Genomic DNA, 19,170 nt, shown 5'->3' with positions numbered 1-19,170 from the left:
CGCCCGTCGCGGCTGACGCCGCTCCTACCACGGAGGCGCAAGCTGCATCCGGCGGATCAGCGGCGCTCTTCCATCCCGACGCACGTCCTGGGCGATGCCTTGCCGTCCACTCGGTGGCGTCTGCGCGCACCACCGCTGGCCAGCACCGCGCAGCCGCGCACGGCGATCAGTGCGGCACGTGCAGATCCAGCATGCGTCCGCCCACCACCACCTGGCGCAGGCGCAGCTCGCTGTCCAGCACCACCAGGTCGGCGCGGGCGTCGGGGGCGATGCGGCCGCGGTCGCCCAGGCCCAGGTAGTCGGCCGGGAAGGTGGACACGCGCTGCGCGGCATCGGCCAGCTCCAGACCCACCTGCACCAGGTTGCGCAACGCCTGGTCCATGGTCAGTGCGCTGCCGGCCAGCGAGCCGCTGGCCAGGCGCACGCAGCCGCCGCACTTGTGCACGCGCTGCTCGCCCAGTGCGTATTCGCCGTCGGGCATGCCGGTGGCGGCGGTGGCGTCGGTCACCGCGTACAGGCGCGGGATCGCACGCGCGGCAAGGCGAATCACGCCGGGATGCACATGCTGCAGGTCGGGAATGAGTTCGGCGTACTGCGCATGCGCCAGCGCCGCGGCGGCGATGCCGGGGCGGTAGTGGTTTACGCCGGTCATGCCGTTGAACAGGTGGGTGAAGCCGGCCGCGCCGGCCTGCAGCGCCGCCACGCCGTCCTCGTAGCTGCCGGCGCTGTGGCCGAGCTGCACGCGGATACCCAGCGCGGTCAGCGCCGGAATCAGCGCGGTGTGCGCACCGATCTCCGGCGCCAGGGTCAGCACCCGGATCGGCGCCAGCGCCTGCCACTGCTGGACCTGGGCGAGGCTGGCCTCGATCGTGCGGTCGGGTTGCGCGCCCAGCCGCTGCGGGCTGATGAAGGGGCCTTCCAGGTGCACGCCGGCGATGCAGGCGGCGTCGGCATCGGGCGCGGCCATGGCCGCGGCGACGCCGCGCAGTGCGTGCGCGATCTCCTCGACGCCGGCGGTCATGGTGGTCGCCAGCAGGGTGGTGGTGCCGAAGCGCAGGTGGGCGCGGGCGATGCGCCGCGCCGCGTCGCCGCCCTGCATCAGGTCCACGCCGGCGGCGCCGTGCACGTGCAGGTCGACGAAGCCCGGCAGGATCAGCGGCAATTGCGGATCGTCGCCGCCGCTGTGGTCGTCCACCTGCAGCCGGCGCACGTGGGTGTCGAAGTGGACGTGGCCGCGGCGCCAGCCCAGCGGGGTGAGCAGGCGGCCGTGCAGGGAATTGGTGTCGGTCATGGCGCGGGCTCGGCGACGATCACCTCGATGCCCAGCCGCTGCAGCCCCTCGCGGGTGGCTTCGTCGATGCCGGCGTCGGTGATGATGGCGTGGATCTGGTCCAGGCGGGCGATGCGGTGCAGGCTGACCCGGCCGAATTTGGAGGCGTCGGTCAGCACCACGATGCGCCGCGCGCGCTCGACCATGCGGTGGTTGAGCCGCGCTTCGGCCTCGTCGTGGGTGGTCAGGCCGAACTGCAGGTCCAGGCCGTCCACGCCCAGGAACAGCGTGTCGAAGCCGTAGGCGTTGAGGCTGGCCTCGGCCTGGCTGCCCTGCAGCGACAGCGATTGCTGGCGCAACTGGCCGCCGGTGAGCAGCACGTTGATGCCGGGCGCGTTGGCCAGTTCCCAGGCGATGTTGAGGCCGTTGGTCATCACCGTGACGTCGCGGTGCGCGCGCAGGTGGCGGGCCAGGGTCATCGTGGTAGAACCGGAGTCGATGATGATGTTGGCGCCGGGCTGCACCATGCGCGCGGCGCAGGCGCCGATCGATTCCTTCAGCGGCAGGTTCAGCGCGTCCTTTTCATGGATGTCCTGCTCCTGCGGCGGCGTGCGCACCAGCGTGGCACCGCCGTGGGTGCGGGTGGCCAGGCCCTGCGCCTCGAAATGGTTGAGATCGGCGCGAATGGTCACCGCCGACACGTCGAAGCGTTCGACCAGATCGGCAACCTGCACCGTGCCGTGTTCGAGCAGCGACTGCAGGATCTGCTGGCGGCGGGAGCGGGTGTTGCGCATGGCCATTCTCGGATTCGCGGGCGACCGGGAAGATTAGCCGTTCGCCGCGACGCCGGCAGCCGCTTCGGCGTGTGGCCGGCGCGCGCCGGCGCGGTTGGCGTTGCAGGCGCGGGCGTATTCGCCCAGGCACAGGCCGATGCGGTGCTGGACCAGCGCCGCCGGGGTAGTGGCGAGTTGGCCGGCGCGCACCGCGCGGTACTGCTCGGGCAGGAACTGGCTGAGCAGCACCAGCGGCGGCGCATGCCGTTCCAGGTTGGCGAACAAGGTGTCCACCGCCGCGCGCACCGTCGGCTCGCCCCAGTAGTAGCGGCAGCGGTCGCTGAAGGAATGGCGGCGCAGCAGGCGTTGCGCGGCGGCGTCGCCCGGATAGTAGGACTGCCAATATCCGGGTTGCGCCTGCATCGCCGCGTCCAGCACCTGCGGCAGTTGCGAGCACTGCGCCGCGGGCAGCAGTTCGGCTTCGATCGCGGCCAGCGCGCACAGCGCCTCGCGATAGGCGAAGGTGGCGGCCGGGCCGACCTTGAGGATGGCGAAGTGGTCGCGCACCAGCGCGTGCAGCGCGTCCTCGCGCTGGTAGTCGGTGGAGTGCGCCTCGAACACGATGCGCGGTTGCTGCTCGAGGAAATCGGCCAGCGCGGCGGCGGCGGCCGGATCGTAGTCGTGCACGCTACTGTGGTCGAAATCCACGCCCGGCTGCACCACCAGCGCGATCACCCGCTGCCACGCGGCGCGCAGCGGCGGCGTGTCGAAGGCCTGCCGGTGGATGGCCAGGGTCTGCGCGGCCGCGGCCGGCGTGGTCACCTGCAGGCCGCCGGCCAGCGAGGCTTCGCCGCCGGGAATCGGCACCTCGGTGCCGATCACGTACACCGGTGGCGGCAGCCCATGCGCGGCGGCGGTGCGCTCGGCGATCTCGGCCAGTGCGGCCGACCGCGCGGCGACGATGGCATCGGGCAGCGGCACCGGATCGTCGGCGCAGGCCATGCTGCAATCCAGGTGGATCTTGTGGAAGCCCGCGGCGACGTACTGTTCGATCAGCACGCGCGCATGCGTCATGGCCTCGGCGGCCGGCCCCTTCTGCCAGGCGTTCGGGCCCAGGTGATCGCCGCCCAGGATCAGCCGCGCGCGCGGGAAGCCTTCCGTGTCGGCCAGTGCGCCGACATAGTCGCGGTACTGCGCCGGGGTCATGCCGGTGTAGCCGCCGAACTGGTCGACCTGGTTGGAGGTGGCCTCCACCAGCAGCAGCGTGTCGTGGGCCAGCGCGACCTGCATCGCCGCGCGCAGCACCTGTTCGTTGCTGCAGCAGACGCTGTACAGGCCGACGTTGGCGCCGGCGCGATGGGAGGCGAGCAGGGTCTGCAAGGGCGACATGGACACTCCGGCGGATCAGGAATAGGCGGGATGGCAGGCCAGCAGCGCGGCACCGCGGGCGCCGCCGGCATCGCCGAAGCGCGGCGGCACGATCGGCGGCACCTGCACGCCGGCGAACAGGTGCGCGGCGATGGCGTCGGGCAGTTGCCGGTACAGCGGCGGGTATTGCGACAGCCCGCCGCCGAGCACGATCACGTGCGGGTCCAGCGCCAGCACCACGGCGGCCAGGCTGTGGCCGAGCAGGTCGCGGTGGATGTCCAGCGCCTGCTGCGCGCGCGCATCGCCGGCCTCGGCCAGGGCGATCGCCGCGCTGGCGTCGGCGGCGTCGCTGCCGAGATGGCGCGCGATCGCCGCCACGCCGCTGCCGGACACGTAGCGCTCCACGCAGCCCTGCAGGCCGCAGCCGCAGGCGAGCAGCGGCAGGCGGTGGCGCTGCAGCAGGTGCCCGGGCACGCTCCAGTGGCCCCATTCGCCGGCGATGCCGTTGCAGCCGGCGAGCAGGCGGCCTTGCACGCAGAAGCCGCCGCCGGCGCCGGTGCCGAGGATGGCGCCGAACATGCTGGGGTAGCCGTCGGCGGCACCGCCGTGCGCCTCGGACAGCGCGAAGCATTGCAGGTCGTTGCCGATGCGCAGCGGACGCGGCAGCCGCGCCTGCAGGTCCTGCGCCACGCACTGGCCGGTCAGCGCCGGCACGTTCGCGCTCAACTGGCGGCCGCTGCGGCGGTCGCGCACGCCGGGCAGGGCGATGCCGAGCGGGCTGTCGTGGTGGCCGAGCGCGGCATCGGCCGCGGCCACCAGCGTCACCACCGCCTGCAGGAAGCCGGCGTAGTCGCCCTGCGGCGTGGCCACGCGGCGCCGCCACAGCACCTGCAGCGCGGCGTCGCAGGCCACCAGTTCGATCTTGGTGCCGCCGACGTCCAGGCCGTAGCAGGTGGGCGCGCCGGGCTCAGCCATGGTGGATGGTGACGCCCTGGACCACGCGGTTGACGGTGCCGTCGGGGAACGGGTTGTCCGGGGTCAGGCCGAGCGCGGCCGAACGCTGCAGTGCGAACAGCTGCGCGAAGCCCAGCCACAGCGGCGCCAGCCACGGATCGTCCAGGCCGGCGACGGCGAGCGTGTGGTCGTCGCCGGCACCGATGTCCGCATGCGGGCCGATCGCCAGCACCTGGCCGGCCACGCCATCGCGACGCAGTTCGTCGAGCAGGTCCTGTTCGTAGCGGCGCGCCAGCGGCTGCACGCTGCGCAGCATCACCACCAGGGTGCTGCGGTCGAGCGTGGACTTGGGGCCGTGGCGGAAGCCCAGCGGCGTGTTGGCCAGCGCCAGCACGCGGCCGGCGGTGAGTTCCAGCACCTTCAGCGCGGCCTCGCGCGCCAGCGCTTCCAGCGGGCCGCTGCCGAGATAGATCACCCGTGCGAACGGGCGCTGCGCCAGCGCCGCCACCGCGCCATCCCATTGCGCCAGGCCGCGGTCGGCCAGTTCGGCCAGCCGCTGCAGGCGCGCGCTGCGCGCGTCCCACGGCGCACGGTCGAACACGCTCAGCGCCGCCAGCAGCATGCAGGTCAGGCTGCTGGTCATGGCGAAGGCGCGATCGCAGCTGGCCGGCGGCATCAGCAGGGTGCAGGTGTCGGTGCGGCCGGCGCCGCGGCGGGCCAGTTCGCCATCGGCGTTGCAGGTGATGTCGAGGAAGCGCGCCTCGTCCACGTCGCTGCGCACGCGCTCCACCGCGGCCACGCTTTCCGGGCTGGAGCCGCTGCGCCCGAACGACACCAGCAGGGTCGGCCGCGCGCGCTGCAGGTACAGCGCCGGATGGGTCAGCAGGCTGGTGGTGTGCACCGCGCGCACCTCGGCCGGCCACTGCGCATTGATCGCGTCGGCCACCATCTCGGCGATGAAGCCGGAACTGCCGGCGCCGGTGAACAGCACGCGCTGGTTCGGATCGGCGAGGCGGTCGCCGAGGAAGGCCTGCAGGCGGCCGCCGGCCTGGGCCAGATCCTGCGCCAGGGTCCGCCACAGCGCCGGCTGCTGGGCGATCTCGCGGGCGGTATCGGCCCCGCCCAGGCGCTGCCAGGCGGATGCATCGGAAAGCGGAAGGAGGTCCATGCGGTGGTTCCTGTTGGGCCAGCGCACCATCCGGCTTTTCTTTCGAAATGTCAAACATCGAAAGAAAAAAGAAAGTATTTACCTGTGCCCAATGTGTCTGCGGATCGCCCTCGCTAAAACGAAAGGTGCAAGTGGATGTCGCTATGGCAAGCCGTATCAGCCGATTCCGGTGATATGAAAGCAAAGTCATGCGAGGCAATATCTTTCGTTTTGCCAAAATAAATCTTGTTTTTTGCTTTCAATTTATTGACATCTTTCAAATCCCTGGCCTAGAGTCGGCGCAACGCTTTCGAAACGCCCGGGGAAACGGGTTTGGGGGTCGTGTGGAGAACCGCGTTCGTCGCTCGTCGCTGTTGCCGGCGATCGCGCTGCCGGCCCTGCTGCTGGTGGCGGCCACCGTCGTCGCCGAGCCGGTCGGCAACCTGCGCACGGTCGCTGCCGGCACCAGCCGCGACGGCGTGCAGGGCTGGGACCTGCAGACCGACCGCGGCGTGCGCCTGCGCATCGAACTGCCGGCGGCGGACATCGTGCGCGTGCAGGCCGGGCGCCACGGCACGCTCACCGGCGCCGGCGACAAGGCCACCCCGATCGTGCTGCCGCAACCCAAGGCCGCGGTGCAGGCGCAACTGGAAGACGACGCGCAGGAACTGCGCGTGCGTACCGATGCGCTGGTGCTGCACGTGCAGCGGCAACCGCTGCGGCTGCGCCTGGAGCGGCTGGAACAGGGCCGCGCCGTCGCGCTGTGGCAGGAACTGCAGCCGCTTGACCTGGATGCCACGCAGAGCGTGCAGGTGCTGTCCTCGCAGGCCGATGAAGCCTATTACGGCGGCGGCCAGCAGAACGGGCGCTATCAGTTCAAGGGCCGTGAACTGGAAGTGTCGTATTCCGGCGGCTGGGAGGAGGGCGATCGCCCGAGCCCGGCGCCGATGCTGCTCAGCAGCCGCGGCTGGGGCATGCTGCGCAACACCTGGAGCGACGGCAGCTACGATCTGCGCCAGCCCGACCAGGCCACGCTGCTGCACCGCGAAGACCGCTTCGACGCCTACTACTTCGTCGGCGCCGACCTGCCGGCCCTGATCGAGCGCTATACCCGGTTGACCGGCCGCCCGAGCATGCTGGCGCGCTGGTCGCTGTCCTACGGCGATGCCGATTGCTACAACGACGGCGACAACGCCAAGAAGCCCGGCACCGTGCCGGACGGCTGGCACGACGGCCCCACCGGCACCACCCCGGACGTGGTCGACAGCGTGGCGCGGCAATACCGCGAGCACGACATGCCCGGCGGCTGGATCCTGCCCAACGACGGCTACGGCTGCGGCTACACCAGGCTGCCGGAGACCGTGCAGGGCCTGGCCCGCTATGGCTTCCGCACCGGCCTGTGGACCGAGAACGGCGTGGACAAGATCGCCTGGGAAGTCGGCAAGGCCGGCAGCCGCGTGCAGAAGCTGGACGTGGCCTGGACTGGCAAGGGCTACCAGTTCGCGATGGACGCCAACCACCAGGCCTACGACGGCATCCTCGCCAATTCCGATGCGCGCCCGTTCCTGTGGACGGTGATGGGCTGGGCCGGCATCCAGCGCTACGCGGTGGCCTGGACCGGCGACCAGAGCAGTAGCTGGGACTACATCCGCTGGCACGTGCCGACCTTGATCGGCTCCGGCCTGTCGGGCATGGCCTACGCCGCCGGCGACGTGGATGCGATCTTCGGCGGCAGCGCCGAGACCTTCACCCGCGACCTGCAGTGGAAGGCCTTCACCCCGGTGCTGATGGGCATGAGCGGCTGGTCGTCGAACGCGCGCAAGCATCCGTGGTGGTACGACGAGCCGTACCGCAGCATCAACCGCGATTACCTGAAGCTGAAAATGCGCCTGACCCCGTACATGTACGGCCTGGTGCACGATGCCGCGCAGACCGGCGCACCGCCGGTGCGCGGGCTGATGTGGGAGGACCCGCGCGATCCGCACGCGCAGGACGAGACCTACAAGACCCAGTTCCTGCTCGGCCGCGACCTGCTGGTGGCGCCGGTGTACCGCAGCCAGGCGGCCAGCCGCGGCTGGCGGCGCGACATCCATCTGCCGGCCGGCGGCTGGATCGACTACTGGGACGGCCGCCGCGTGCAGGCCGGCGCCGATGGCCGCCAGCTCGACCGCCAGGTCGACCTGGCCACGCTGCCGCTGTTCGTGCGTGCCGGCGCGATCCTGCCGATGTACCCGGCGATGCTGTACGACGGCGAGAAGCCGCTGGACGAGGTGACCTTCGACCTGTATCCGCAGGGGGCCTCGCAGTACACGCTGTACGAGGACGACGGCAACACCCGCCGCTACCAGCAGGGCGAGTCCAGCACGCAGGTGGTGCGCATGCAGGCGCCGGCGCAGGGTAGCGGCCCGGTGCAGGTGTGGATCGATCCGGTGCAAGGCCGCTACGCCGGACAGCTGCCGCAGCGCCGCTATGCCTTGCGCGTGCTCGCGCGGCAGGCGCCGCGGTCGGTGCAGGTCGGCGAACGCGCGCTGCCGACGGTTGCCGACGCCGCGGCCTTCGCCCAGGCCAGCGAAGGCTGGTACTTCGACGCCAAGGAGCGCCGCGGCACCGTGCACGTGCGCACCGCCGTGCAGGACATCCGCCAACCGCTGCAGCTGCGGTTGGACTTCCCGGTCGCCGCCGCTGCGGCCGACGACGCCTATCCGGCTGCGCCGGAGCTGGGCCGCGCGCTGCCCGCCGACAGCCTGCTGGTGGTGAACCGCCCGGCCGAGGAGCCCGGGCACCCGCTGGAGAACGCTTTCGACGACGACCCGGGCACCTGGTTCCGCAGCGTGCGCAACCAGGCCGTGCGCACCGGTGCGCACGAATGGGTGATCGGTTTCGGCGAGCGCAAGATGATCGACGGCATCGAGCTGGCGCCGCGCAACGACAAGAACTGGAAGCACGGCCAGGTGCGCGACTACGAGGTCTACCTGGGCGACAGCAACGGCGAGTGGGGCGAGCCGGTGGCGCGCGGCCATCTGCGCTTGCAGGAAGGCGTGCAGCGCATCGACTTCCCGGCGCATGCCGGCCGCCTGCTGCGCTTCCGCGTGCTGAGCGTGCAGAACCCCGAGGGCGACGGCGCCGACAGCAACGATCCGATGGTCACCGCCGCGCAGCGCCGACCGCGCGCCTTCGATGCGCTGCAGCCGCGCGACGTCGGCCCGATTGCGCTGTCGACCTTCCACATCCTCGAGCACCCGGCGCCGGAACGGCCGGCGCAGCAGCGCTATCTGTCCGAGCTGGCGTTGCCGGCGGCATTGGCCGGTCGCGTGCGCGCCGACCAGGCCTTGCACGGCGATGCCGGCATGCGCATGAACGGCCTGCAGTTCCGCCGCGGCCTGGGCGTGGGCGCCGACAGCCGCCTCGACCTGCGCCTGCAAGGCGACTGGCGCCTGCTGCGCGCCGACCTGGGCATCGACGACGCCTGCCGCAGCGCCGGCGGTCTGCAGTTCCAGGTCTGGGGCGATGGCCGCCTGCTCTACGACAGCGGCCTGGTCAGCGCGCCCGGCGTGGTCAAGCCGGAACTGGATATCCGCGGCCTGTCCACGCTGAGCCTGCGCACGCTCGGCGCGCAGGGTCCGCAGCCTGCCCAGGTCTGCGCCAATTGGGCCAACGCCGTACTGATCGGTCAGGAGGGCGACACCGCCAGCTTCGTCGCCCCATGACCGCCCCGTAACACCGCTCCTCCCCCGCCTTTCCCGACTGCGGCCGCCTGGCCGCGGCCCGGGAGCGCTTTGCCCGCCGATTCCGCGTTCGCGCCGCACCCTGCCAGGAGAGAACCCCGATGTTGCCCGCCCGTCACCGCCATCCCCGCTGTCGCCCGCTCGCTCCGTTGACCCTGGCCATCGCCGGTGTCCTGCTCGCCGCCCTGCAGCCCGCCGCCGCGCAGGACAGTCAGGCCGCCACCGACCTGGCCCGGGTCGAGGTCACCGGCTCCAACATCCGCCGTACCGACGTGGAGACCGCCTCGCCGGTGCAGGTGATCAGCAAGCAGGACATCCAGGCGATGGGCGCGCGCACGCTGCTGCAGGTGCTCGACAACCTGCCCGCGGCACGCCCGGCGCAACAGGACGCGCGCTCGCTGTTCACCGGTTCCGATGGCGCCTCGCAGGCCAATCTGCGCGGCCTCGGCGCGCAGGGCACGCTGGTGCTGTTGAACGGCCGCCGCCTGTCGTACTACGGCGCGCCGGCCGGCTTCCAGACCCAGTTCGTCAACATCGATGCGATCCCGGCCGCGGCGATCGAGCGCATGGAAGTGCTCACCGACGGCGCCTCGGCGGTGTACGGCACCGACGCGGTGGCCGGCGTCATCAACGTGATCACCAAGCGCAACTTCCAGGGCGCGGAGATCAATTTCAGCAACGACACCTCCAGCCGCATCGAGTCCTACGGCGAACACCAGGCCAGCATCACCGCCGGCTTCGGCGACCTCACCGAGAACCGCTTCAACGTCTACGGCGCGGTCAACGTGTACCGGCGCGACGCGATCCCGCTGCGCGACTTCTACGACAAGCGCCCGGCGCAGTACTACGTCAACAATCCCAACTACCTGACCAACCTGCGCCTGGGCGTGGGCAGCAAGCCGGGCCAGTTCAACCCGGGCAGCTACTTCGCCTTCGACCCGGTCACCGGGCGCCGCGTGCAGGAAGCCGCACCGGGCTGCCAGAACGTGCTGACCAGCGAGGCCGCCGGCCCGCGCTGCGTGTGGGAAACCTGGTTGAACAACGAGATCGACGCCGGCGCCAAGTCCGAACGCAACACCGCCTACCTCAACGGCACCTTCCTGGTCGGCGCCAGCACCGAACTGTTCGCCGAGGCCACCTACACCGACATCGACCTGCGCGCCAACGGCGGCACCCCGCGCGCGTTCAACACCACCACCGGCAACCCCACCAGCTGGTTCTCGCGCAACACCGGCAACACCGTCAACCAGTTCCTGTATCCGTTCCTCGGGCCCAACAACGAGTACAACCATGCCAGCCCGCAGTTGAAGGCGATGATGGGCGGGGTGGTCGGCCTGCAGTACCTGCTGCAGGACGCCGGCCCCGACTACTTCGGCCAGCGCAACACCGACAAGAGCTACCGCGTGCTCGGCGGCGCGCGCGGCAGCCTCGGCGACTGGAACTGGGAAACCGCCTTCGCCACCGCCGGTACCCACTCGGTCACCTACCAGACCGTCAACGTCAACGTGAAAGGCTTCGAGAAGGCGTTCGGCCCGTTCACCATCGACCCGGGCACCGGCCGGGTGATCATCTCCGACCACCCGGCGTACAGGTTCGGCGAGATCAGCGCCGCCAACGCCGCGCTGATTCGCGAAGCATTCCCCACCTTCGACATCGAATCGTGGACGCGCCTGCACACCCTCGACGGCAAGATCGAAGGCCCGTTGTTCCAGTTGCCGGCCGGCGAGATGCGCGCCGCGTTCGGCTTCAACGCCAGCCGCGAGACCTTCTACACCCCCGGCAACCCGGACGCGGCCAACGGCCTGATCACCCAGCAGGGCGGCTCCTGGTTCGACGGCAAGCGCAACACCTATGCGCTGTTCGCCGAGACCGTCGCGCCGATCACCGACAAGCTGGAACTCGACGCCGCGTTGCGCGCCGACAAGTACCCGAACTTCAGTACCAACCTCGCGCCCAAGGTCGGCTTCAAGTACCAGGCCTTCGAGCAACTGTTGCTGCGCGGCACTTATTCCACCGGCTTCCGCGCGCCCAGCCTGGCCGAGTCCGGCAGCGGCGGCGTCTATGCGCAGCTGGGCGGCTACCGCGACGAGGTGCGCTGCGGCGAGACCAATGCCATCGCTAACCTGCTGCTGCAGTCGCGCCGCAGCGGCGACGTGGATCTGGGCAAGAGCCTGCTCAATGCCGACTGCAGCCGCACCGTGGCGCGCATGACCCAGCCGAACCCGGACCTGAAGCCGGAGAAGGCCAAGATCGCCACGCTCGGTTTCGTCTACGAGCCGGCCAACTGGCTGTCGGTCTCGGCCGACTACTGGTTCATCTACCGCGACAACGAGATCGTCGCCCCGGACTACCGCCGCGCCGGCGACATCACCGCCATGACCCGCTCGCCGATCACCGACAGCGACCGCGCCAACCTCGCGCAGTTGGCGGCGATGTGCGCCGATCCGGCCAGCGGCGTGGCCTGCCCGGGCACGTTGCCGGGCTACAGCGTGGGCAATGTCGCCAGTGTGGTCGGGCAGTACCGCAACCGCGGCAAGACCCTGGTCGACGGCTTCGACATCGACGCGCGCAGCCGCTTCTCGCTCGGCCAGTGGGGCGGGCTGAACATCGGCCTGGCCGCCACCATCGCCAACCGCAACCGCTTCTACATGGACCAGGACAGCGGCTGGTACTACGGCGACGTGGTCGGCTACTACAACAACCCGCGCTTGCGCGCCACGCTCAACGCCGACTGGACCTACCGCCAGGTCACCACCAGCATGTTCGTCAACTACGTCGGCGGCACCAAGTGGGCCACCGACCGGATCGACGCCGAGGACAACAACCCGCAAACCTGCACCGCCGGCTACCTCAAGCTGCAGCCGAGCAAGTGCGATGGCGCGCCGTCGTGGTGGACCGCCAACCTCAGCGTCACCTGGCGCCCGGACGATGCCTGGAACCTGAGCTTCACCGTCAAGAACCTGTTCGACCGCCTGCCGTTCTACGATCCGAACAGCTTCCTGGGCGATTCCAGCGACTACGCCACCATCTTCGGCCGCGGCTACAGCGTGACCATCGGCTACCGCTTCAAGTGAGCGCACCCGCAGCAGCATGCGTGCCGGCCGACGCCGGCGCGCATCCAAGAGGAGACCGCACATCATGAAACGACGCGACTTCATCGCCGCTGGCGCCGCCATCGCCGCCAGCAGCCTGCTGCCGCAGACACCGGCCTGGGCGCGCAAGCGCACCCTGCGTTTGGCCATGATCGGCACCGGCATGCGCGGCCAGGTGCTGCTGACCGAACTGCTGCGCCGCGACGACGTGGACCTGGTCGCCCTGTGCGACAGCGAGCCGATCATGCTCGGCCGCGCCATGGCCATGGTCGCCAAGGCCGGCAAGCCCGCACCCACCGCCTACGGCCAGGACCGCGACGCCAATGCATGGAAGCGCGTACTGGCACACAAGGGCCTGGATGGCGTGATCGTGGCCACGCCCTGGGAGTGGCATGCACCGATGGCGATCGCGGCGATGCAGGCCGGCGTGGCGGTCGGCTGCGAGGTGGTGGCCGGCATCACCCTGCAGGACCACTGGGACGTGCTCAACGCCCAGCTCGCCACCGGCACCCCGTACATGCTGCTGGAGAACGTCTGCTACCGCCGCGACGTGATGGCCGCGCTGCAGATGGTGCGGCAGGGCCTGTTCGGCGAACTGGTGCATCTGCAAGCCGGCTACCAGCACGATCTGCGCGGGGTGAAGTTCAACTCCGGCGACCCGGACCAGCCCTACGACAGCGGCGTGGAGTTCGGTGCCAAGGGCTGGAGCGAAGCGCGCTGGCGTACCGCGCATTCGGTGCAGCGCAACGGCGAGCTGTACCCCAGCCACGGCATCGGCCCGTGCGCGATGTACGCCGGCATCAACCGCGGCAACCGCATCACCCATCTCAACGCCTTCGCCAGCAAGGCCCGCGGCCTGCACGACTACACCGTGGCCAAGAGCGGCGGCAACACCCATCCCAGCACCAAGGTGGCGTTCAAGCTGGGCGACGTCGTCACCACCACCCTGGCCTGCGCCAACGGCGAGACCATCCTGCTGCAGCACGACACCTCGCTGCCGCGTCCCTACTCGATGGGCTTCCGCGTGCAGGGCACCAAGGGCCTGTGGATGGATCTCAACCAGTCGATCCACCTCGAAGGCCGCAGCCCGCCGCACCAATGGGAAGCCTTCAAGCCCTACCAGGACCAGTACGAGCATCCGCTGTGGACGCGCTACGCCGCCACCGCGGCCGGCGCCGGCCACGGCGGCATGGACTGGTTCGTCATCCACGCCTTCGTCGAAGCACTGAAGGCGAGGGCACCGATGCCGATCGACATCTACGACGCCGTGACCTGGAGCGCGATCACCCCGCTGTCCGAACAGTCGATCGCCAGCGGCTTCCAGACCGTCGCATTCCCGGATTTCACCGCGGGCGCGTGGCGCCAGCGCACGCCGATCTTTGCGTTCGACGGCACGTACTGAGCGCGGTCGCCCCGGTACTCCACGCCTTGCATCCGTGCCGGGTGGCGGCCGGGTGTTTCGCTCCACGGACACTTGCATGTCAAACACCAGCGGCTATAGTGCCGCGCGTGGTGCGCTCCGGCGCGCTTTTTTCTGCGTGTCCAGTGTTGCGGTCGGGCCGATTCGCCTTGGGTGGATGGCCGGCCTGGGCTGGGCGTCGATCATCCTTTAGCCGTCAGTGAGCGCAATGAACGCACCCCTCTTGGAACTCGTCGAGCTTCTTTCTTCCGGCAGCACCGAACCCGACGAACGAAGCGAGATCGTTCGGGACATCGAAGCCTTCCTGCCGGAGCTGGAGTGGACCGAGTGCGAGGAACAGGCGTATGCAGTCGCGATCACCGCGGCGATGGAGCGTTACTCCGCCAACGGCGACAAGATGATCGATGTCCACCACGAGCTCTGCCAGATGATGGGCGACGCATTCCCTGCCTTTCCCAAGAACGTGGGGACGCAGACCGAGTACTACACCTGGCTGGACCGCCACCTTGCCGAGTGGACGGACGAAGGCGACGGCTACGACGTGGTGGAAATCGACGATATGACCACCGAAGACAATCACCTGTTTGTGGTCTACCGGCGCGACGTGCCGCGCATTCTCGAGATTGCGGCGTCGTTGGGCGTGCCCGCCAGGCGTCCGCTGGACTACTGGCGCGGGCTCGGGTACGTCTGAGGTCGGCTATCCAGTTAGGCGGATGACTCCCAGGAAGGCGTAGCGCGGCCACGCCGGTTGGCGGTCGAGCTGTAGAGCGAATCCGATCTACACAGGCGGCGCGTCATCGCGGAGATGATCTTGGGCGCCGAGAGAGAAAGCCCGGCCGCATGGTGTGCTGTCATTCGGCAGAGACGGGTGGCGCCGCATTACTGCTCACGCCCGCTCCCGGCATTCGTCCGGCGGCGTGAGCCGCAGGTGTCGATCCACGCACGGCGTCCATCGGCACCCCGCGGATTGAAGCGCCCTCCCAGTGATGGAGCGCGCATGAACCGCGCTGGCGGACGGCGGACCCCGCGCTTTGCCCGCAGCCGGCAGACACGCGACAATGGACGGCCGATGTCCGGCGGTTGGCGGCATCGCGAAACTACAAGAAAACATACGCCGCCGTACTGTCGGTGCTGCCTATTTCCCCCTGCCAGAGGTCATCCGTCGCGTCATGTCGAATACGCCCAAGATCCTGTACACGCTCACCGATGAAGCCCCGTACCTGGCGACGCAGTCGCTGCTGCCGATCGTCGCCGCGTTCGCCGGCACTGCTGGCATCGCTGTGGAGACCCGCGACATCTCGCTGGCCGGCCGCCTGATTTCGCAGTTCCCCGAATACCTGCGCGACGACCAGCGCATCGCCGACGACCTGGCCGAGCTGGGCCAGCTGGCGACCACGCCGGAAGCCAACATCATCAAGCTGCCCAACATCAGCGCCTCGGTGCCGCAGCTCAAGGCCGCGATCAAGGAACTGCAGCAGCAGGGCTATGCGCTGCCGGACTACGTGGACGAGCCGAAGGACGAGAAGGAGAAGGAGGCCAAGGCGCGCTACGACAAGGTCAAGGGCAGTGCGGTCAATCCGGTGTTGCGCGAGGGCAATTCCGATCGCCGCGCGCCGGCCTCGGTGAAGAACTACGCGCGCAAGCACCCGCACCGCATGGGCGCATGGAGCGCCGAGTCCAAGTCGCACGTGGCGCACATGGACGCCGGCGATTTCTACGGCAGCGAGCGTTCGGCGCTGATCGAACAGGCCGGCAGCGTCAAGATCGAGCTGGTCGGCAAGGACGGCGCGGTGACCGTGCTGAAGGAAAAGACCGCGGTGCAGGCCGGCGAGCTGATCGACGCGGCGGTGATGAGCAAGCGTGCGCTGGCCGCCTTCGTGCAGGCGCAGATCGCCGATGCCAAGCAGCAGGGCGTGCTGTTCTCGCTGCACCTGAAGGCGACGATGATGAAGGTCTCCGACCCGATCATGTTCGGCGTGGTCGTCGAAGCGTTCTACCGCGACGTGCTGGACAAGCATGCCGCCACGCTCAAGCAGGTGGGCTTCGATGCCAACAACGGCATCGGCGACCTGTACGCGCGCATCGCCAGCCTGCCCGAAGCGCAGCGTACTGCGATCGAGGCCGACCTGCAGGCGCTGTACGCGCAGCGTCCGGCGCTGGCGATGGTCAACTCCGACAAGGGCATCACCAACCTGCACGTGCCCAGCGACGTGATCGTCGATGCGTCGATGCCGGCGATGATCCGCGACTCCGGCAAGATGTGGAACGCCGAAGGCAAGCTGCAGGACACCAAGGCGGTGATCCCGGACCGCTGCTACGCCGGCGTGTACCAGGCGGTGATCGAGGACTGCAAGCTGCACGGCGCGTTCGACCCGGCCACCATGGGCAGCGTGCCCAACGTCGGCCTGATGGCGCAAAAGGCCGAGGAATACGGTTCGCACGACAAGACCTTCCAGATCCCGGTCGACGGCAGCGTGCGCGTCACCGATGCCGGCGGCACGGTGCTGCTGGAGCATGCGGTGGAAGCCGGCGACATCTGGCGCATGTGCCAGACCAAGGACGCGCCGATCCAGGACTGGGTCAAGCTGGCGGTCGAGCGCGCGCGCCTGAGCGCCACCCCGGCGGTGTTCTGGCTGGATCCGCAGCGCGCCCACGATGCGCTGATGATCCAGAAGGTGGAGCGCTACCTGCAGGACCACGACCTCAACGGCCTGGACATCCGCATCCTGCCGCCGGTGGAAGCCACCGCGTTCTCGCTGCAGCGCATCCGCAAGGGCGAGGACACCATCTCGGTCACCGGCAACGTGCTGCGCGATTACCTCACCGACCTGTTCCCGATCATGGAGCTGGGCACCAGCGCCAAGATGCTGTCGATCGTGCCGCTGATGGCCGGTGGCGGCCTGTTCGAGACCGGTGCCGGCGGTTCGGCGCCCAAGCACGTGCAGCAGTTCGTCGAAGAGAACTACCTGCGCTGGGATTCGCTGGGCGAGTTCCTGGCCCTGGCCGCGTCGCTGGAGCACCTGGGCCAGCGCCACCACGATGCCGCCATCGGCGTGCTGGCGCGCACCCTGGACCAGGCCAACGGCCAGTTCCTGGACAACGATAAGTCGCCCTCGCGCAAGGTCGGCGGGCTGGACAACCGCGGTAGCCACTTCTACCTCGCCATGTACTGGGCGCAGGCGCTGGCCGCACAGGACGAGGACGCCGCGCTGAAGGCCCGCTTCGCCCCGCTGGCCAAGCAGCTGACCGAGCAGGAAGCGACCATCGTCGCCGAGCTCAACGGCGTGCAGGGCCAGCCGGTCGACATCCAGGGCTATTACCGTCCGAACCTGGAGCTGATCGGCAAGGCGATGCGGCCGAGCAAGACCCTCAACGACGCCCTGGCGACGTTGAACGCCTGATCGCCCAACTGGATGTGACGCAAAGGGCCGCACCTCGGGGCGGCCCTTTGCGTTTCCGGCGCAGGAAGCGTCCGGTAGGAGCAGCTTCAGCCGCGACAGGGCGTTCCCGGTACGGCCGGTCGCGGCTGAAGCCGCTTCTACGGCCGACCTGCGTCCGGCTCGATCCTGGCGAAGCAGGTCGCTGGATGTGCGCACGAGACGGAGCGTGGCAGGGTGCCCGACACCCGCGCGACGCCACCACCTGGGTACACTGCGGGCATGCCCTCCACACCGCTGCCGCTGCCGTCCGAACGCCGTGCCCTGGTCATCGGCCGCATCGTCTTCGAGGCGTTCGAGGACTACCACGCGCGCTTCGCGCAGATCTCGTCGCGTGCGCGCCAGCGCTTCGAGGCCCGCGACTGGAGCGCGGCACGCGAAGACGCGATCGAACGCATCGCCTTGTACGACCAGTGCATCGCCGAGTGCATGCTGCGCCTGCGCGCGGTGTTGCTCGGCCAGGCGCACGATCGCGCGCTGTGGATCCGTGCGCGCGACCACTACGCCGAGCTGATCGCCGCGCTGATCGACCAGGAGCTGTACAAGACCTTCTACAACACCCTGACCCGGCGCTTCTTCCGCACCCAGGGCGTGGACGCGCAGATCGAGTTCGTGGCGCTGGACATCGAGCCCACCGACGCCATCACCCATCCGGTGGCGCGGCACAACTACGTGGTGTCCGAGGCGCGGCCGGTGGACGCGTTCGTGCGTGTGCTCGGCGACTACCGCTTCGACATGCCGTACGCGCACCGCACGCGCTGCGCGGCGGCCATCGCGGTGCGGCTGCAGGACGACCTCGCCCACTGGGGCGAGAACCCGGTGCGCGGCATCGAACTGCTGGAGACGGTGTTCTATCGCGAGCGCCGCGCTTACCTGATCGGCCGTGTGTTCGGCGAACACCGCTTCTCGCCGTGCGTGATCGCCCTGGTCAACGACGAACAGGGCCTGCGCGCCGAAGCGGTGCTGACCAAGCGCAACGACGTGGCGCAGCTGTTCGGCATCTCGCGCAGCTATTTCCAGGCCGACCTGGCCACCGTCGGCGATGCGGTGGTGTTCCTGCGCAGCCTGCTGCCGCACAAGCCGATCGACGAGCTGTACACCATGCTCGGCCGCGCCAAGCAGGGCAAGACCGAGCGCTTCCGCACCTTCTTCCGCCACTTCCAGGCCCATCCCAACGAACAACTGGTGCACGCCGAGGGCACGCCGGGCATGGTCATGGCGGTGTTCACCCTGCCCAGCTATCCGCTGGTGTTCAAGCTGATCCGCGACCGTTTCGCCTACCCGAAGACGATGAGCCGCGAGGAAGTGGAGGAGAAGTACGCGCTGGTGTTCAACCTCGATCGCGTCGGCCGCCTGCTCGACGCGCAGCCGTACCGCTCGCTGCGCTTCCCACGCACGCGTTTCGCGCCGGCGCTGCTGAAAGAGTTGATGGAGGGCTGCGCGCGCAGCCTGCGCGAGGATGGCGACGACCTGATCGTCGAGCTGTGCTACGTGCAGCGGCGCCTGCGCCCGTTGAACCTGTACCTGCGCGAGCAGGGCGCCGAGGCCGCGCGCGAGGCCGCGCTGGACTACGCGCAGGCGATCAAGGACATGGCCCGCAACAACATCTTCCCCGGCGACATGCTGCTGAAGAACTTCGGCGTGTCGCGGCAGGGACGCGCGGTGTTCTACGACTACGACGAACTGTGCCTGGTCACCGATTGCAACTTCCGCGACTGGCCGCAGCCGCGCAACGAGGAAGAGGCGATGTCCGCCGAACCATGGTTCCACGTCGCCCCGCGCGATGTGTTCCCGGAGCGCTTCGCGATGTTCATGGGCCTGCCCGCGGCCTCGCTGGAGGCGGTACGGCATGCGCACGGCGAGCTGTTCGATCCGCAGTGGTGGCGCGACCTGCAGGCACGGCTGCGCGAGGACGATTATCCGGACGCGCCGCCGTACCCGGACGCGCTGCGCCTTGCCTGAGTTGCCGGCGGGCCGCCAGTGC

General features: G+C 69.5%; 11 protein-coding genes. 6 read left to right on the top strand and 5 right to left on the bottom strand.

Features of this window, described 5'->3' with window-relative positions; genetic code table 11:
• Positions 1 to 166 precede the first annotated feature (166 nt).
• Genes CEK65_RS01050 through CEK65_RS01030 form a run of 5 tightly spaced genes read right to left on the bottom strand, consistent with a single transcriptional unit; the run spans position 167 to position 5,533 of the window.
• The gene (locus tag CEK65_RS01050) at positions 167 to 1,291 is read right to left on the bottom strand and encodes an amidohydrolase family protein (protein ID WP_152180488.1); all 1,125 of its coding nucleotides are present in this window, start codon (positions 1,289 to 1,291) and stop codon (positions 167 to 169) included.
• A complete protein-coding gene (locus tag CEK65_RS01045; RefSeq protein WP_026143390.1) occupies positions 1,288 to 2,064 on the bottom strand; it encodes a DeoR family transcriptional regulator in 777 nt (258 codons plus the stop codon). Before CEK65_RS01045 ends, CEK65_RS01050 begins: the two co-directional genes overlap by 4 nt.
• A 33-nt stretch (positions 2,065 to 2,097) precedes the next feature.
• Positions 2,098 to 3,432: a D-tagatose-bisphosphate aldolase, class II, non-catalytic subunit gene (locus CEK65_RS01040; RefSeq protein ID WP_152180487.1), complete on the bottom strand. Its 1,335-nt coding sequence runs from the start codon at positions 3,430 to 3,432 to the stop codon at positions 2,098 to 2,100.
• 15 nt (positions 3,433 to 3,447) lie between these two features.
• Positions 3,448 to 4,386 (bottom strand): ROK family protein, encoded by a 939-nt coding sequence (locus CEK65_RS01035; protein WP_152180486.1) that lies wholly within the window; start codon positions 4,384 to 4,386, stop codon positions 3,448 to 3,450.
• Positions 4,379 to 5,533: an SIS domain-containing protein gene (locus tag CEK65_RS01030; RefSeq protein WP_152180485.1), complete on the bottom strand. Its 1,155-nt coding sequence runs from the start codon at positions 5,531 to 5,533 to the stop codon at positions 4,379 to 4,381. Before CEK65_RS01030 ends, CEK65_RS01035 begins: the two co-directional genes overlap by 8 nt.
• A gap of 323 nt (positions 5,534 to 5,856) precedes the next feature.
• On the opposite strand from CEK65_RS01030, the gene CEK65_RS01025 reads away from it, so the two are divergent.
• The 6 genes from CEK65_RS01025 to aceK all read left to right on the top strand — a co-directional run bounded on the left by CEK65_RS01025 (position 5,857) and on the right by aceK (position 19,148).
• Positions 5,857 to 9,219 (top strand): TIM-barrel domain-containing protein, encoded by a 3,363-nt coding sequence (locus CEK65_RS01025; protein ID WP_152180484.1) that lies wholly within the window; start codon positions 5,857 to 5,859, stop codon positions 9,217 to 9,219.
• A 119-nt stretch (positions 9,220 to 9,338) separates the two neighbouring features.
• Positions 9,339 to 12,311 carry a TonB-dependent receptor gene (locus CEK65_RS01020; protein WP_043094519.1) on the top strand — a complete coding sequence of 991 codons (2,973 nt, stop codon included), beginning with the start codon at positions 9,339 to 9,341 and terminating at the stop codon, positions 12,309 to 12,311.
• A gap of 64 nt (positions 12,312 to 12,375) precedes the next feature.
• Complete coding sequence (locus tag CEK65_RS01015) at positions 12,376 to 13,731, top strand: Gfo/Idh/MocA family oxidoreductase (protein WP_043094521.1); 1,356 nt, start codon at positions 12,376 to 12,378, stop codon at positions 13,729 to 13,731.
• Positions 13,732 to 13,957: 226 nt separating this feature from the next.
• Positions 13,958 to 14,440 (top strand): hypothetical protein, encoded by a 483-nt coding sequence (locus tag CEK65_RS01010; RefSeq protein ID WP_152180483.1) that lies wholly within the window; start codon positions 13,958 to 13,960, stop codon positions 14,438 to 14,440.
• A gap of 478 nt (positions 14,441 to 14,918) precedes the next feature.
• Positions 14,919 to 17,150: an NADP-dependent isocitrate dehydrogenase gene (locus tag CEK65_RS01005; RefSeq protein ID WP_152180482.1), complete on the top strand. Its 2,232-nt coding sequence runs from the start codon at positions 14,919 to 14,921 to the stop codon at positions 17,148 to 17,150.
• A 258-nt stretch (positions 17,151 to 17,408) separates the two neighbouring features.
• Positions 17,409 to 19,148, top strand: a complete 1,740-nt coding sequence (aceK, locus tag CEK65_RS01000; RefSeq protein WP_152180481.1) for a bifunctional isocitrate dehydrogenase kinase/phosphatase — start codon at positions 17,409 to 17,411, stop codon at positions 19,146 to 19,148.
• The last annotated feature ends 22 nt before the right edge of the window (positions 19,149 to 19,170 follow it).

The sequence above is a fragment of the Xanthomonas sp. LMG 12459 genome (genome assembly GCF_009192905.1).
Taxonomy (GTDB): Bacteria; Pseudomonadota; Gammaproteobacteria; order Xanthomonadales; family Xanthomonadaceae; genus Xanthomonas_A; species Xanthomonas_A sontii.
Note: the sequence above shows the minus strand (reverse complement) of the source record. Positions and strands in the feature narration are given on the sequence as shown.

Coding starts and splice junctions, on each gene's coding strand:
- CEK65_RS01050 (WP_152180488.1), bottom strand. CDS start 1,291: ATGACCGACACCAATTCCCTGCACGGCCGCCTGCTCACCCCGCTGGGC.
- CEK65_RS01045 (WP_026143390.1), bottom strand. CDS start 2,064: ATGCGCAACACCCGCTCCCGCCGCCAGCAGATCCTGCAGTCGCTGCTC.
- CEK65_RS01040 (WP_152180487.1), bottom strand. CDS start 3,432: ATGTCGCCCTTGCAGACCCTGCTCGCCTCCCATCGCGCCGGCGCCAAC.
- CEK65_RS01035 (WP_152180486.1), bottom strand. CDS start 4,386: ATGGCTGAGCCCGGCGCGCCCACCTGCTACGGCCTGGACGTCGGCGGC.
- CEK65_RS01030 (WP_152180485.1), bottom strand. CDS start 5,533: ATGGACCTCCTTCCGCTTTCCGATGCATCCGCCTGGCAGCGCCTGGGC.
- CEK65_RS01020 (WP_043094519.1), top strand. CDS start 9,339: ATGTTGCCCGCCCGTCACCGCCATCCCCGCTGTCGCCCGCTCGCTCCG.
- CEK65_RS01015 (WP_043094521.1), top strand. CDS start 12,376: ATGAAACGACGCGACTTCATCGCCGCTGGCGCCGCCATCGCCGCCAGC.
- CEK65_RS01010 (WP_152180483.1), top strand. CDS start 13,958: ATGAACGCACCCCTCTTGGAACTCGTCGAGCTTCTTTCTTCCGGCAGC.
- CEK65_RS01005 (WP_152180482.1), top strand. CDS start 14,919: ATGTCGAATACGCCCAAGATCCTGTACACGCTCACCGATGAAGCCCCG.
- aceK (WP_152180481.1), top strand. CDS start 17,409: ATGCCCTCCACACCGCTGCCGCTGCCGTCCGAACGCCGTGCCCTGGTC.